Annotated in this window: 14 protein-coding genes; 13 read left to right on the top strand and 1 reads right to left on the bottom strand. The window is 68.4% G+C overall.

The features are described from left to right. Positions 1–11: 11 nt before the first annotated feature. Positions 12–770 carry an NUDIX hydrolase gene (locus C8D81_RS05530; RefSeq protein ID WP_229119608.1) on the top strand — a complete coding sequence of 253 codons (759 nt, stop codon included), beginning with the start codon at positions 12–14 and terminating at the stop codon, positions 768–770. A gap of 314 nt (positions 771–1,084) precedes the next feature. Next, a complete protein-coding gene (locus C8D81_RS05535; RefSeq protein WP_094400986.1) occupies positions 1,085–2,131 on the top strand; it encodes a M14 family zinc carboxypeptidase in 1,047 nt (348 codons plus the stop codon). 135 nt (positions 2,132–2,266) lie between these two features. On the opposite strand, the gene C8D81_RS05540 is transcribed toward C8D81_RS05535, so the two are convergent. Next, a complete protein-coding gene (locus C8D81_RS05540; RefSeq protein ID WP_133625683.1) occupies positions 2,267–3,214 on the bottom strand; it encodes a tetratricopeptide repeat protein in 948 nt (315 codons plus the stop codon). A gap of 42 nt (positions 3,215–3,256) precedes the next feature. On the opposite strand from C8D81_RS05540, the gene pgm reads away from it, so the two are divergent. The 11 genes from pgm (at position 3,257) to C8D81_RS05595 (ending at position 15,159) form a co-directional block, all read left to right on the top strand. Then, complete coding sequence (gene pgm / locus C8D81_RS05545) at positions 3,257–4,888, top strand: phosphoglucomutase (alpha-D-glucose-1,6-bisphosphate-dependent) (RefSeq protein ID WP_094431786.1); 1,632 nt, start codon at positions 3,257–3,259, stop codon at positions 4,886–4,888. Between the two features lie 240 nt (positions 4,889–5,128). Then, positions 5,129–5,872 carry a GntR family transcriptional regulator gene (locus C8D81_RS05550; protein WP_094400980.1) on the top strand — a complete coding sequence of 248 codons (744 nt, stop codon included), beginning with the start codon at positions 5,129–5,131 and terminating at the stop codon, positions 5,870–5,872. Positions 5,873–5,912: 40 nt separating this feature from the next. Then, positions 5,913–6,944: a DctP family TRAP transporter solute-binding subunit gene (locus tag C8D81_RS05555; RefSeq protein WP_094431788.1), complete on the top strand. Its 1,032-nt coding sequence runs from the start codon at positions 5,913–5,915 to the stop codon at positions 6,942–6,944. 16 nt (positions 6,945–6,960) lie between these two features. After that, entirely contained in the window at positions 6,961–7,542 is a 582-nt protein-coding gene (locus C8D81_RS05560) for a TRAP transporter small permease (protein ID WP_094355338.1), read from the top strand. Further along, entirely contained in the window at positions 7,539–8,831 is a 1,293-nt protein-coding gene (locus C8D81_RS05565) for a TRAP transporter large permease (protein ID WP_094431790.1), read from the top strand. The genes C8D81_RS05560 and C8D81_RS05565 overlap by 4 nt, the downstream gene beginning before the upstream one ends. Further along, a complete protein-coding gene (locus tag C8D81_RS05570) occupies positions 8,832–10,010 on the top strand; it encodes a CaiB/BaiF CoA transferase family protein (protein ID WP_229117765.1) in 1,179 nt (392 codons plus the stop codon). Next, positions 10,007–11,224, top strand: coding sequence for an MmgE/PrpD family protein (locus tag C8D81_RS05575; RefSeq protein WP_094431793.1), 1,218 nt, complete (start codon positions 10,007–10,009; stop codon positions 11,222–11,224). The genes C8D81_RS05570 and C8D81_RS05575 overlap by 4 nt, the downstream gene beginning before the upstream one ends. Next, positions 11,221–12,387, top strand: coding sequence for an acyl-CoA dehydrogenase family protein (locus C8D81_RS05580; RefSeq protein ID WP_094355342.1), 1,167 nt, complete (start codon positions 11,221–11,223; stop codon positions 12,385–12,387). Before C8D81_RS05575 ends, C8D81_RS05580 begins: the two co-directional genes overlap by 4 nt. Continuing rightward, positions 12,384–13,244, top strand: a complete 861-nt coding sequence (locus tag C8D81_RS05585) for an HpcH/HpaI aldolase/citrate lyase family protein (protein WP_094431795.1) — start codon at positions 12,384–12,386, stop codon at positions 13,242–13,244. The genes C8D81_RS05580 and C8D81_RS05585 overlap by 4 nt, the downstream gene beginning before the upstream one ends. After that, positions 13,241–14,053, top strand: coding sequence for a hypothetical protein (locus C8D81_RS05590; protein ID WP_094431797.1), 813 nt, complete (start codon positions 13,241–13,243; stop codon positions 14,051–14,053). Before C8D81_RS05585 ends, C8D81_RS05590 begins: the two co-directional genes overlap by 4 nt. A 17-nt stretch (positions 14,054–14,070) precedes the next feature. Further along, positions 14,071–15,159, top strand: a complete 1,089-nt coding sequence (locus C8D81_RS05595; RefSeq protein ID WP_094431799.1) for a YihY/virulence factor BrkB family protein — start codon at positions 14,071–14,073, stop codon at positions 15,157–15,159. The last annotated feature ends 37 nt before the right edge of the window (positions 15,160–15,196 follow it).

A 15,196-nucleotide genomic window follows, 5' to 3' on the forward strand; every position in this document is an offset into this window, starting at 1 on the left:
TCACGATCAATGTGCAGGTCGTCGACGACGGTATCGGTGTGCTGCAGTGGAATGCCGCGACCGATTCGGACACCCTGACCCGCGGTGTCGGCCTGGCCGCCGACGATGCGCTGATCGGGCGCGGGTTGCGTCGGGTCGAGGTGGCGCTGCCGTCGACCGATGCGATGGCGCGGCGGGCGATGCATCGGGCGGGTTTCCGGCGCGAGGGGGTACGCCGCCAGGCCCTGCGGTTGGCGAACGGCGAGCTGGACGATGTGGTGCTCTATGCCCGGCTGGTCGATGACATCACCACCGGCCCGTCGGGCTTCTCCGGGGTGATGAACTCGGTGCTGCCGACCAAGCGGGTGATCGGGCATGTGATCTTCCGTGACTCGGCCGGCCGGGTGCTGTTGTGCGACACCCATTTCAAGGCCGACTGGGAATTGCCTGGCGGCGTGGTCGAGCCGCGGGAGTCGCCGCGGGTCGGCGCGATCCGCGAGGTCGCCGAGGAGCTGTCACTGGTCGTGGACCAGCTCCGGCTGCTGGTGGTGGACTGGATGCCGCCCTACCTCGGTTGGGACGACGCCCTGGAGTTCATCTTCGACGGCGGCGTGCTGACTCCCGAGCAGATCGCCTCGATCGTCAAGCAGGACAGCGAAATCGTCGCCGTGCACTGGGTCCCCGTGGAGCAGATCGCCGACCACGTCTCCGAGCTCTCCGCCCGCCGCCTGCAGATCGCGCTCTCGCTCTCCCCCGGTGAGGTCGCCCTCACTGAGAACGGCACCCGCTGACCCGACCTCCCGGTCCTCGAGTAGCAGTCCCGGCGCAGCGAAGCGGAGCCGGGACTGCGTGTCGAGAGGCCGCCCCACCTGATACCCGACCCCGCAACCCGTCTGCTGCGTACTCGGACGTGCAGTGCCCGCGCCGGTCCATGATCAAACCCAGTCCCACTGGGTTCCGACAGCAGGCTGGGCGAGGTACTGCACGTCCGATTACGCAACCTCCAGACCCCTGCCCGGGAGTGATCGGACAATTGACCCACTCCGGCGGTGTTGGTTGACTGGTCAGACAACTCCCCAGCGACCCCGATAAGGATCCCGTTTCAATGAAGAAATTCGCTGCCTCCCTTGCCGTCTGCGCCCTGATCGGCTCCGGCGCCGCACTCGCCACGACCCCTGCCAACGCCGTCGGTGGTGGACCGAACTGCTGCACCGGCACCGTCAACACCTCCATCCTGAGCACCCACGAGTCGATGGTGGCCGAGCTGAAGAAGCAGGACGCCAAGCAGTCCGCGATGGAACTGGAGGTGATCGGGCAGAGCGTCAAGGGCCGCGACCTGATGCTCGCCAAGTTCATCACCAACCCCGCCAACCCGACCGTGCTCTATTTCACCCAGCAGCACGGCAACGAGGCGCTGAACACCGAGGGCGCCCTGGACTTCATCAAGTCGCTCGGCAACTCCAACAAGCGCCTGCTGGACAAGGTGAACATCCTCGTGGTGCCGATGGTCAACCCCGATGGCGCGATGGGCGATGTGAACTTCCCGCTCGATGACTACATCGCCGCCGGTGACCGGAATCTCACCCGCTACAACGCGAACAAGGTCGACCTGAATCGCGACCACGTCGCCAAGTCCCAGCCGGAGACCCAGGCGCTGCACCGGATGATCACCAAGTACCAGGCGCAGCTCGGCATCGACTACGCCGTCGACCTGCACCATCAGGCCACCCGCTCGGCCACCGACGGCGAGCTGGTCTCCGGCTCGATCCTCTATCCGACCTCACCCGAGGTCGACCCGGCCGTGGTCGATGGCTCCAAGCGGCTCGGATCGGTTGTCTACAACGCGATCGAGCCGACCGGCTGGGGCCACATCGGCAAATACGACGGCGGCAGCGCGACCACCATCAGCCGCAATGGGATCGCCGCCGAATACGGGATCTCCACGCTGCTGTTCGAGATGCGCGGGATGGCCGATCACGAATACGAGCAGTACGTGCTCGGGCAGAAGTCGAACGGTTACCTGATCAAGCAGACCGTCGTCACGATGGAGTCCACCGCCAAGGCGATCGGCGACGGCTCGATCAACACCGCCGATACCAGCTTTTGGGACACCCTGCCGGTACAGGAGAACCTGCCGCCGAAGAAGGGCTGAACTGCCCAACGCACCAACTCATCTCGACACGCACCGCCGGCGTCGCTCCGCGGCGCCGGCGGTACTACTCGATGAACGTGATGAACCCTGGCTCCGCAGGCGGAGCCGGGGTTCTGCTACTCGATGAGCGTGGGGTCAGAAGAGGGCGGTGGAGAGCTTGCGGCGGAACTTGAGCACCACCGGGTTGCTGTTGCCCAGGGTCTCGAAGAGCTCGAGCAGGCGGAGGCGTACCTTCTCCCGATCATCACCGCTGGTGTTGCGCACCGTCTCGATCAACCGACCGAAGGCCGCCTCGGGGTCGCTGCCGACCAGCTCGGCGTCGGCGGCGGCGAGCTGGGCGTCGACATCGGTCGGCGCGGCGTCGGCCTTGCCGATCTCGGAGCCGTCCAGCTTGCTGCTGCGATCCAGCAGCCCGGCCTGCGCCCGCCCGGCGAGCGCCTCGGCATCACCCGGGCTCTGCGCCAGCACCTTGTCGAACTCGTCCCGGGCGGTGGCGAAGTCGCCCTTCTCCAGCGCTTCGTCGGCGGCGGCGAAGCGGGGATCGATGCCGCCGGCGCCATCTTCCTCACCGTCACCGTCGCCCTGACCGGCAGCCGGCCCGACCGGATCGGCCTTGCCCATCACGCCGCTGGCGGCCGCGGCCTGCAACACCTGGTCGAGCACCTGCTTGATGTTCTCCTTGGGCTGCACACCCTGGAACAGCGGGGCCAGCTGGCCGCCGATCACCGCAACCACCGTCGGCACCGCCTGGATGCCGAGCGCCTGGGCGATGTCGGGCGCGGACTCGGCCGCCACCCGCACCAGCAGGAACTTCCCGGCGTACTCGTCGGCGAGCGCGCTCAGGTCCGCCGACAGCTGCTCCGAACCCTGCGCCCGCGGGCTGTAGAACTCCACCACGATCGGGTACTGCATCGAGCGCTGCAGCAACTGCTCGAAGGCGGCGATGTCGGTGACCTCCATGACGTACGCCCCAGCGCCCCCGCCGCCCGGCGCGCCGGGAGCCCCCGGAGCGCCCGCGGAGGCCCGGGCCTTGAGCCCGGACAGGTCGATGGCACCGGGACGATTGAAACTCGCAGCAGTCATGGTGCCTATTCTTGCAGCCACCGGAAGTCCTAGGCTCATCCCATGGCACACGAACGCGCTGGTACGCCCGCACTCCCCGAGGACCTGATCGATGTCGGCGCGGTACTGGGCGCCTATTACGACCGCACGCCCGATCCGGACAACCCCGATCAGCAGGTCGTCTTCGGCACCTCCGGGCACCGCGGCTCGAGCCTGGACACCAAGTTCAACGAGGCGCACATCGCCGCCACCACGCAGGCGATCGTCGAATACCGCGCCGGCCAGGGCATCACCGGGCCGCTCTATCTCGGCAAGGACACCCACGCACTGTCCGGTCCGGCCTGGCAGACCGCGATCGAGGTGCTGGTCGCCAACGGGGTCGCCGTGCGTGCCGAGCGGATCGACCAGTACACCCCGACCCCGGCGGTGTCGCGGGCGATCATCGCGCACAATGCCACCGAGCCGCTGGCTCGGGCGGACGGCATCGTGGTCACCCCCTCGCACAACCCGCCCCGCGACGGCGGCTTCAAATACAACCCGCCGCACGGTGGTCCGGCCGATTCGGATGCCACCAGCTGGATCGCCGACCGGGCCAACCAGCTGCTCCGCGATCCCTCGAGCATCAAGCGGATTCCCTTCGACCGTGCGAAATCCGAGGTCGAGACCTTCGACTACCTGACCGCCTACGTCGACGACCTGCGCAACGCGATCGACATCGATGCGATCCGCAGCGCCGGCGTACACATCGGTGCCGATCCGATGGGTGGCGCCTCGGTCGAATACTGGGGCCGGATCGCCGAGCGGCTGGGGCTGAACCTGGAGGTGGTGAACCCGGTCGTCGATCCGCAGTTCGCGTTCATGACCCTGGACACCGACGGCAAGATCCGGATGGACTGCTCCTCCCCCGATGCGATGGCCAGCCTGATCCACAACAAGGACCGCTACGACATCGCCACCGGCAATGACGCCGATTCCGACCGGCACGGCATCGTCACCCCCGACGCCGGGTTGATGAACCCGAATGCCTATCTGGCCGTTGCGATCGAATATCTGTTCAGTCACCGCGACCAGTGGCCCGCCGAGGCGGGGGTCGGCAAGACGCTGGTCTCCTCCAGCCTGATCGACAAGGTGGCCGCCGAACTGGGCCGCACACTGGTCGAGGTCCCGGTCGGCTTCAAGTGGTTCGTGCCCGGGCTGCAGAGCGGCGAGATCGGCTTCGGCGGTGAGGAATCCGCCGGCGCCTCCTTCCTGACCCGGACCGGGAAGACCTGGACCACCGACAAGGACGGCATCCTGCTCGCCCTGCTGGCCAGCGAGATCAAGGCGGTCACCGGGTCCTCACCGAGCGAGCGGTACGCCGACATCGAGCGTCGGCACGGGTCCTCGGCGTACGCCCGGATCGACGCCGAGGCGAATCGTGAGGAGAAGGCCCGGCTGGCCGCGCTCTCCCCCGCCGACGTCACCGCCACCGAGCTGGCCGGCGAGCCGATCGAGAACATCCTCACCGAGGCGCCCGGCAACGGGGCCAAGATCGGCGGGCTGAAGGTGACCACCGCCGATGCCTGGTTCGCGGCCCGCCCCTCCGGCACCGAGGACAAGTACAAGATCTATGCCGAGTCGCTGAAGGGCCCCGAGCACCTCGCCGAGGTGCAGTCCGAGGCGAAGGCCGTCGTCGACCAGGTGCTCAAGGGCTGACGGACCCCCACGCTCATCGAGTAGCAGCCCATGCGGAGCGAAGCGGAGCAATGGGCTGCGTGTCGAGATGATCTGAGCCGGCCAGGCTCCTCTCGACACGGCAACCCCGGCTCCGCTCCGCTGCGCCGGGGTTGCCTACTCGAGGAGCGTGGGGGTCGCATCGTGAGACAACCCTTGCCGGATTTGTACGGCCAAATCTAGATTGGCCGCACATTTCATCGAGCAGGGGACGGGGAGGGCATGGACTGGGGTGAGCGACGCGTCGGCGAGACGGCGTACCAGCACCTGGCCCGCGAGCTCCGCGACCGGATCCTCGACAACGCCTTCCCACCCGACGAACCGCTGCCGACCGAGACCGCGCTGGCCCAGCAGTTCGGGCTGTCCCGGCAGACCGTGCGCCGGGCCTTCCTGGAACTGGTCAACGAGGGGCTCGTCACCCGGCGCGCCGGCCGCGGCACCTTCGCCTCTCCCCCGGGACGCCGCTACCAGCGCCATTTCGGCTCGATCGCCGATCTGATCGGGTTGAGCGCGGACAGCCAGCTCGAGGTGGTCACCCCGCTCGCCGGCGGCTACGACCCCCAGGCCGCCGAACGGCTCAAGGTCTCCGAGCGACTGCTCTACACCGTCACCTTCCGCCGTTGGCACGAGGGCGAGTGCTTCTGCGCCACCACGGTCTGGCTGCCGCCGAAGCAGGGTGCGGCGCTGGAACGCGTACCGGCGCTGAGCACCCCCGGCGCGCGCGTCGACCGCACGATCATCGGCCTGCTGGAGGAGCACGGATTCGCGCTCCGGGATGCCGAGCAGCGGATCACCGCCGCCCTGGCCACCGAGCAGGCCCGGGCCCTGCTCGACTGCCACAGCGGCGACCCGGTGCTGCACATCGAACGCACCTACACCGACCACACCGATACGCCGATGGAGTACGCCGTCAGCGACTATCTGCCCTCGCACTACACCCACGTGCTGCATCTCGGCCGAGCCTGAAACGCCAATCGACAAAGGAAAGACCACGACAGGAGGAACGATGAAGTTCCGCAGAACCCTCACCGCAGCAGCGGTCGCCGTGCTCAGTCTGAGCGCGACCGGCTGCGTCCGCGGCGCCCTGATGAACGCGGGCGGCACCTACACGATCAAGTTCGCCCACGTGACCACGGCCGCCACCCCCAAGGGTCAGGCCGCCGACTTCTTCGCCGCCGATGTGGAGAAGCGGACCAACGGCCGGGTCCGGGTACAGGTCTATCCGAACTCCGAGCTCTATGGCGACAAGGACGAGATGCAGGCCATCCAGTCCAACTCGGTGCAGATGCTCGCACCGGCCAGCGCCAAGTTCACCACCGTCGCCCCGGCCCTGCAGGTGCTCGATCTGCCCTATCTGTTCGAGACCCCGGACGAGATCCCGCAGGTCGCCGCCCCCGACACCCAGGTCGGCCGGGCGATCTATGCGAACAAGGATCTGGAGGCCAAGGGCATGAAGGTGCTCGGCCTGTGGGACTCCGGGATGAAGCAGATCCACTCGAACAACCGCACCGTCAGCCCGTCCGACATGGTCGGCAAGAAATACCGCATCCAGCCCTCGGACGTGCTGCGCACCCAGTTCGAGAAGTGGGGTGGAATCCCCACCCCACTGGCCTTCGCCGAGGTCTACAACGGGTTGCAGCAGGGTGTCATCGACGGTGGTGAGAACACCTGGTCCAACATCCAGTCACAGAAGATGCACACGGTGCAGAAATACATCACCGCCTCCGACCACGGCTACATCGGCTACGTGCTGATCATCAACAAGTCCTTCTTCGACGAGCTTCCCCCCGATCTGCAGCGCGATGTCGAGGCCAGTGCCACCGAGGCCAGCCGGGTGAACCGGGAACGCTCCGCCCAGCTCGAACTCGAATCCCGCAAGAAGATCGAGGCGACCGGGAACACCGAGATCGTCTCCCTCACCCCAGAGCAGCGGCAGACGCTGCGGGACGCGGTGCTGCCCTCGGTCTATCTGCAGTATCGCGACGCGATCGGCCCGGAGATCGTCGACGAACTGCTCGCCCGCAAGAAGCTGCGCTGAGGGAGGTGAGTCGATCATGAAGCAGTTGAACAGAATCCTCACGTCGGTGGAGAACACCCTGGCGGTGGCCACCCTGGCCGCCGCGGCGGTCATCGCGATCGTCTCGGTGGTGCTCCGCAACCTCACCGGCGCGGTCGTCTTCTGGGCCGAGGAGGCGACGATCTATCTGATCATCTACTCCACCTTCATCGGCGCGGTCGCCACCCTGCGCTCCGATGAACACGTCAACATCGACATCCTGCCGGTGCTGCTGAAAGGCACCGCCCGCAAGGCGATCACGCTGATCGGCCGGCTGGTCACCATCGGCTACATGGTCAGCCTGGCGGTGCTCTCCTGGATGCTGATCGCCGAACCGTTCTCCCGGCGCACCATCACCCCGGCTCTGAAGCTGCCGTTGTGGGTGCTGGAGCTGTCGGTGGCGATCGGTTTCACCCTGATGGCGCTGCGTTCGCTGGAGCTGGCCTGGCGGACCTGGCGTACGCCCCGCGACGAGATCGGTCGCGACGTGTACGCCGACGAGCTGGCCGCGGCCGGGTTCGACCAGAGCGATCTGGCCGCCCGGAATCCCAATCTCGACGGCGATCGGAGCGACCGATGACTCTCGCCACCATCCTGCTGCTGGTCCTGCTGTTCCTGCTGCTGCTGTCGTCCGCGCCGATCTCGGTGGCCCTGGGGCTCACCTCGATCTTCTACATCTTCTATTTCACGCTCACCCCGATGACCCAGGTCCCGGAGCGATTGTTCAACGCGTTGAACAGTTTCCCGTTGATGGCCATCCCGTTCTTCGTGCTGGCCGCCAACATCATGTCCCGGGGCGGGATCTCCAGACGGTTGACCGACTTCGGCGCCGCCCTGGTCGGTCATCTGCGTGGTGGGCTCGCGATCACCGCGGTGCTGTCCTGCATGTTCTTCGCCGCGGTCTCCGGCTCCTCACCGGCCACCGTCGTCGCGGTCGGCACGATCATGATTCCCGCGATGGTCGCGCACGGCTACAGCAAACAGTTCTCCACCGGCCTGATCGCCAGTTCCGGATCGCTGGGCATCCTCATCCCGCCGTCGATCCCGCTGATCGTCTTCGGCATCGCCACCGAGTCCAACATCGGTGACCTGTTCGTCGCCGGCATCATCCCCGGCATCCTGGCCGGGTTGATGCTGATCGCGGTCGCGCTGGTCATCTCCCGCCGCAAGGGTTACGGCGACAACTCCAGCACCCTCGGGGTGAAGTCCGCCAAGGACCGGTTCAAGGCATTCCAGAGCGCGATCCTGGCGCTGCTGCTGCCGGTCATCGTGCTGGGCGGCATCTACAACGGCTTCTTCACCCCCACCGAGGCGGCCGCGGTCGCGGTGCTCTATTCGCTGCTGGTCTCGCTGGTCATCTACCGCGAGCTGCCGTTCAAGCGGCTCGGTGAGATCACCCTGGCCTCGGCGAAGACCTCGGCGATGATCATGTTCATCATCGCCAACGGCATCCTGTTCTCCTTCGTGCTCACCCAGGAACGGATCCCGCTGCAGATCTCCGGGGCCATCGAGGAGATGAACCTGCGCCCGTGGCAGTTCCTGCTGCTGATCAACGTGATCCTGCTGATCGTCGGCTGTTTCATGGAGACCTCCTCGGCCATCTTGATCCTGGCCCCGATCCTGCTGCCGATCGCCACCCAGATGGGCATCAACCCGATCCATCTGGGCATCATCATGGTGATGAACCTGGAGATCGGCATGGTCACCCCGCCGCTCGGATTGAACCTGTTCGTCGCCTCCGGGCTGTCCCGGATGAGCGTGCTCAAAGTGGCCAAGGCAGCCCTGCCCTCGGCCCTGGTGCTGCTCGCCGGCCTGCTGATCGTCACCTTCGTACCCGCCCTGTCCACCGCTCTCATCGGGGGTCAATAGATGCCAGCGCTCGGAATGCGCGCCCTGGAAGGAATCACCGTCGTCGCCGTGGAGCAGGCCGTCGCCGCTCCGTTCGCCACCCGCCAGCTCGCCGATCAGGGCGCCCGGGTGCTCAAGATCGAGCGCCCCGAGGTCGGTGATTTCGCCCGCGGTTATGACGAGACCGTGCACGGGCTGGCCAGTCACTTCGTCTGGCTGAACCGCAGCAAGGAGTCGGTCGCCCTTGACCTGAAGAGCGACCGGGGCCGGGAAACGCTGCAGGCGTTGGTCGACCGGGCCGACGTGTTCATCCAGAACCTCGCCCCGGGTGCCGCCGACCGACTCGGTTTCGGTGCCGCGGAGCAGCGTGACCGCAGACCGGAACTGATCCATGTCTCGATCTCCGGTTACGGGTCCACCGGCCCGTACGCCACCAAGAAGGCCTACGACCTGCTGGTGCAGTGTGAGGCCGGTCTGGTCTCGCTGACCGGTACGCCGGAGACACCGAGCAAGGTCGGCATCTCGGTCGCCGACATCGCCGCCGGGATGTACGCCTATTCCGGCATCCTCTCTGCGCTGCTGCGCCGGGAGCGGGGTGGCGGCGGGGCGACCATCGAGGTGCCGATGCTGGAGGCCCTCGGCGAGTGGATGGGATTTCCCTACAACTACGCCGAATACGGCGATTCGCAACCGCCCCGAACGGGTGCCTCGCACGCCGCCATCGCCCCCTATGGGCCGTTCCACTGTGCCGAGCAGCAGCAGATCTTCCTCGGCATCCAGAACGAACGCGAGTGGGCGCGGTTCTGCGAACAGGTGCTGCGTCAGCCCGAGCTGGCCACCGATCCCCGGTTCGTCCGCAACAGCGACCGGGTCCGCAACCGGGCCGAGCTGACGGCATACCTGGAGGCCGTCTTCACCGAACTGCCGATCGATGAGGTGGAGCGCCGGTTGGAGGCCGCCCAGATCGCGAACGCCCGGTTGCGGGACATGGCACAGTTCTCCGCCCACCCACAGCTCGAAGCGCGGGATCGCTGGCGCAGCTACGACTCCCCCGCCGGACCGCTGCGTGCGCTGCGGCCGCCCGCGATGCTCGATGACCAGGAACCGGTGCTCGGTCCGATCCCGCGGGTGGGCGAGCACACCGATGCCGTGCTCGCCGAGTTCGGCGTACCGACCACCACCGAGGAGGAGGCCCGATGATGACCGCACGTGCCCTCGCCGACTGGGCCACCACGTTCGAACCGAGCACCGAGGATCTCGCGCTGGCCGACCGCCAACTGGTCGACACCGTCGCCGTCGGCCTGGCCGCGCATTCCCATCCGGTGCTGGAAAAGGTCGGCGCCCTCGATCAGGCGGGCCGGTGGGCGGTCGCCTGCCACGTGCTCGACTTCGACGATCTGCACATGCCGTCGACCACCCACATCTCCACCGTCTGCATCCCGGTGGTGCTCGCCCTCGGCGGTGGCCCGCGGGACTTCCTGGCCGGGGCCGGTGTGATGGCCCGGATCGGGACCGCACTGGGCTGGCGGCACTACTCCGCGGGCTGGCACGCCACCACCACCGCCGGTGCACTGGGTGCCGCCGCCGCGGCGGCCTCCTGCTTCGGCCTGGACACCGAGGCGACCATGATGGCGCTCGCCCTGGCCGTGCCCGCCGCCGGCGGGGTCCAGGACGCCTTCGGCACCGATGCCAAGTCGATCCAGATCGGGCTGGCCGCCGACGCCGGGATCCGCGCCGCCCGACTGGCCCGCGACGGCGCCCGCGCCAACCCGGCAGCGGTGCAGCGGTGGCTCACCCTGCTCGGCGGCGATCCGGCGGATCCGGTGCTCTCGCAGCGATCCCCGGCGGTCCCGGACGGTCTGGCGATCAAGATCCACCCCGCCTGCTATGCCCTGCAGCGGCCGATCACCGCGATCGCCGGGCTGCGCGAGGGTCTCGACCCGGAGTCGGTGACCGGCATCCGGCTGCGCACCCCGGCCGCCTCGGTAGTGCCGCTGCAGTCGCACCGACCGCAGACCGGGTTGGAGGGCAAGTTCTCCCTCGAGTACGCCGCCGCCACCGCCCTGCTGGACGACTTCCCCGGCTTCTGGGAGTTCGGCGACGAGGCGGTGAACCGGCCCGCGGCACAGCGCCTGCTGCAACTGGTCGAGACCGAACTCACCGACGGCGGTGAAGGTCTGCTGACCGGTCGGGTGCACATCACCGTCACCGAGGATCGGGGTGAACGCACCGCCGAGCTCGACCTGCCACCGGGCTCACCCACCCGGCCGCCGACCAAACAGGAGCTGCGCCGCAAGGTCGAAGAATGCCTGCGTGGCCTGGACATCCGGCCCGAACAGCTCACCTGGCAGGAATCCGCGGAGCTGTTCCGCGGCACCCTGCCCCGCCCACGAACCGAAGGAGAAACCGCATGACCGAGGAGGAGCGCGAGATCATCGCGGTGATCCGCGACTGGATCACCCGCGATGTCCGGCCGAAGGTCAACGAGGTCGAACACGCCAACAGCTACCCCGAAGAATGGATCGAGCAGATGAAGCAGCTCGGTATCTTCGGGCTGGCGATCCCCGAACCCTGGGGTGATACCGCACTCTCCACCCCGGCGTACTGCCAGATCACCGAAGAACTCGCCACCGGCTGGATGACGCTCGCCGGAGCGATGGGCGGGCACACCGTGGTGAGCAAGCTGCTGCTGGCCTACGGCACCGACGAGCAGAAGGACCGCTACCTGCCGCGGATGGCCACCGGGGAACTGCGTGCCACGATGGCGCTCACCGAACCCGGCGGGGGCTCGGATCTGCAGGCGATGCGCACCCATGCCCGGCGCGACGGTGACGACTATGTCGTGAACGGATCCAAGATGTGGATCACCAACGCCCGCCGCTCCGGGTTGATCGCGCTGCTCTGCAAGACCGACCGGGAGGCCGACCCGCCGCACCGCGGCATCTCGATCCTGCTGGTCGAGACCCACCCCGACGACGGTGGGCTGGCGGGGTTCACCGTCTCCCGGGATCTGTCCAAGCTGGGTTACAAGGGGGTGGAGACCTGCGAGCTGTCCTTCGACGGTGCCCGGGTCCCGGCCTCGGCCCTGCTCGGTGGTGAGGAGGGCCGCGGTTTCGCGCAGATGATGCGCGGGCTGGAGGTCGGCCGGTTGCAGGTCGCCTCCCGGGCGTTGGGCGTGGCCCGCGCCGCCCTGGAGGATTCGATGCGCTATGCCACCGAACGGGAGACCTTCGGCAAACCGATCTGGAAACACCAGGCGGTCGGCAACCTGCTGGCCGACATGGCGACCGAACTGGAGGCCGCCCGGCAGCTCACCCAGCATGCGGCCCGCCGCTACGACTCCGGTGAGCGCGCCGATCTCGAGGCGGGGATGGCGAAACTCTTCGCCTCCGAGGTCGGCCTGCGCAACGCGACCAGTGCGCTGCGGATCCACGGTGGCTATGGCTATTCCACCGAGTTCGATGTGGAGCGCTACTTCCGCGACGCCCCGCTGATGATCGTCGGCGAGGGCACCAACGAGATCCAGCGCAATGTCATCGTGGGCCAGCTGATGAAGCGTGGCACGGTGGCCCCGTGAGCGTGGCTCTCGGCTCGGCACGCTCGCTGCTGTTCGTACCGGGTGACCGCCCGGATCGCTTCGACAAGGCGCTCGCCGCCGGCGCCGATGCGGTGATCCTCGATCTGGAGGACGCGGTCGCCCCCGACCACAAGGACCAGGCCCGGGACGCGGTCACCACGGCGCTGGTTGAGCGACCGAGGAACGAGGGAGTCGAAGCCACCGGCGTGCCGATCGTGGTCCGCATCAACGCCGCCGGTACGCCCCAGCACGCCGCCGATCGTGCCGCCCTGACAGGGATTCCCGCCGACCGGCTGACGGCGGTGCTGCTGCCCAAGGCCGAGGATCCACAGCAGATCCGGTCCATCGCGGAGGCGACCGGCCGGCCCGTGCTGGCGCTGATCGAGACCGCGCTCGGCCTGCATCGGGCCGTCGAGGTCGCCGCCGAGCCGGCGGTCACCCGTCTCTGCCTGGGCCATCTCGATCTCGCCGCCGACCTGGGCTGCGCGCCCTCACGGACCGCCATGCTCACCGCCCGCAGCACCCTGGTGCTGGCCTCCCGGCTGGCGGACAAGCCGGCGCCGATCGACGGCGTCACCTCGGCCCTGGACGATCCCGCCGCCCTCACCGAAGACATCCACCATGCCGTCGAGCTGGGGTTCACCGGCAAGCTGCTGATCCACCCCCGGCAGGTCGAACCGACCCATGACGCCCTGCGTCCGGAGCCGGCCGAGCTGGACTGGGCCACCCGGGTGCTCGCCGCCGACGGCACGGGGGCGGCACGGGTGGACGGGGTGATGGTGGACGCCCCGGTGCTGACCCGCGCCCGGCAGCTGCTGGCCCGCGCAGATCCCACCGGGAAAGGAATCCGGCAATGACCGAACAACTCACCCGGACCGAGGTGCTGGCCCCCGAGCCCGCCGAGGCGCTGGCCGCGCTCCTCGACATCGACCCACCTGCGGACGAGCTGTTGCCGCCGTTGTGGCACTGGCTGCATCTGCTGCCGCGCCCCCGGACCGCCGACCTCTCCCCCGACGGCCACCCCACCACCGGCATCCCGGCACCCCCCGGACCCGGGCGGCGCCGGATGTTCGCCGGCGGCCGGATCACCACGCTGCGACCGCTGCGGCTCGGCGTACCCGCCACCAAGGTGACCGAAGTGGTCGACGTGCGGGAGAAGCAGGGCCGCTCCGGTCCGCTCACCTTCGCCACCGTGCGGAGCACGATCAGCCAGGCCGACCGACCCGGTGTCGTCGAGGAGCAGGACATCGTCTACCGCGCTCCCGGCGGCGCCGCGCTGCCGGCCGAGGATCCCGAACCCAGCAAGGAATCCTGGCCCGGCCCGCGGTTGGAGCTGGGCGTGGATGAGGCGCTGCTGTTCCGCTTCTCCGCCCTCACCTTCAACGCGCACCGGATCCACTACGACCTCGGCTGGGCCGCGCACGAGGGTTATCCGGGGCTGGTCGTGCACGGCCCGCTGCAGACCCTGCTGATGGCCGAACTGCTGCGCCGCGAGGGCATCGAGCTGGTCGGCCACACCTTCACCCACCGCCTGCTGGCACCGCTGGTCGGCGTACCCCGACCGCTGGTCGCGGCCGCCGGAACCGACGGGCTCGCTGCGGGCGTACGCGCCGGTGACGGCACCGGACTGGTGTCCGCGGTCGCCTCCCGGAGCAACCCCGGCTGACCTGCAAAAATGGCGGCATGGCAGTCGAAGGTTCCGCAGCGGTCCGGGCCAGCGCCCCGGATCCGGACGACCCGCGCAAGCCGCGCCGCTGGTACCAGCTGAGTCGCATCGGCTGGCGGTCCGCGGTGCGCCGGGCCGGTGCGGAGTTCCTCCGCGACGAGTGCACCGATCTGGCTGCCGGGCTCACATACTACGGCGTGCTGGCGCTCTTCCCGGCCCTGCTCGCGGTGGTGTCACTGCTCGGCCTGCTCGGTCAGGCGCGCAGCACGGTACCGGCGCTGCTGCAAGTGCTGACCGCGATCGCCCCGGCCGACATCGTCGGGATCATCGAGGGGTTGCTGCTCAGCCTGGTCCAGTCCGATTTCTCCGGTTGGACGCTGATCGCGGGTCTGCTCGGCGCGGTCTGGTCCGGGTCGGCCTATGTCGGCGCGTTCGCCCGGATGATGAACCGGGTCTACGAGGTCGACGAGGGCCGCCCGTTCCTCTGGCTGAAGGTGCAGCAGCTGGCGATCACCATCGTGGTGCTGGTGCTGGTCGCGGTGCTGCTGGTCGGCCTGGTGATCTCCGGCCCGATCGCCGAACGGGTCACCTGGCTGCTCGGTCTCGGCGTGCTCGGCCGGCAGGTGTTCAATCTGGTCAAGTGGCCGCTGCTGTTGCTGGTCGCGGTGGCACTGATCGCGGTGCTCTACTACTGGACGCCGAACGTGCGCCAGCCGAAGTTCCGCTGGCTCAGCCTCGGTGCCGGGATCGCGCTCGGCTCCTGGCTGCTGGTCTCGGCCGGCTTCGGCATCTATGTGTCGAATTTTTCCAACTACAACAAGATGTACGGCACCCTCGGCGGCATCATCGTCTTCCTGCTGTGGATCTGGCTGTCCAACTGTGCCCTGGTCTTCGGGGCCGAGTTCGACTCCGAACTGGAGCGCTCCCGCGAGCTGCAGGCGGGCCTGCATGCCGAGCGTACGCTGCAGCTGCCGCCCCGCGATGCGCGCGCCTCGACGGCGAACCGGCAGGCCCGCGAACGCCGGGTCGCGCGCGCCCGCAAGATCCGCGAACAGGCCGATGCCGAGCGGAAGAAGGCCGAACAGGTCACTCAGACCGAGGCTTGATCCGCACCCAGGATCCTCGAGTAGGCCGCCCGCGGCC

The sequence above is a fragment of the Enemella evansiae genome (assembly GCF_004362375.1).
GTDB classification, from domain to species: domain Bacteria; phylum Actinomycetota; class Actinomycetes; order Propionibacteriales; family Propionibacteriaceae; genus Enemella; species Enemella evansiae.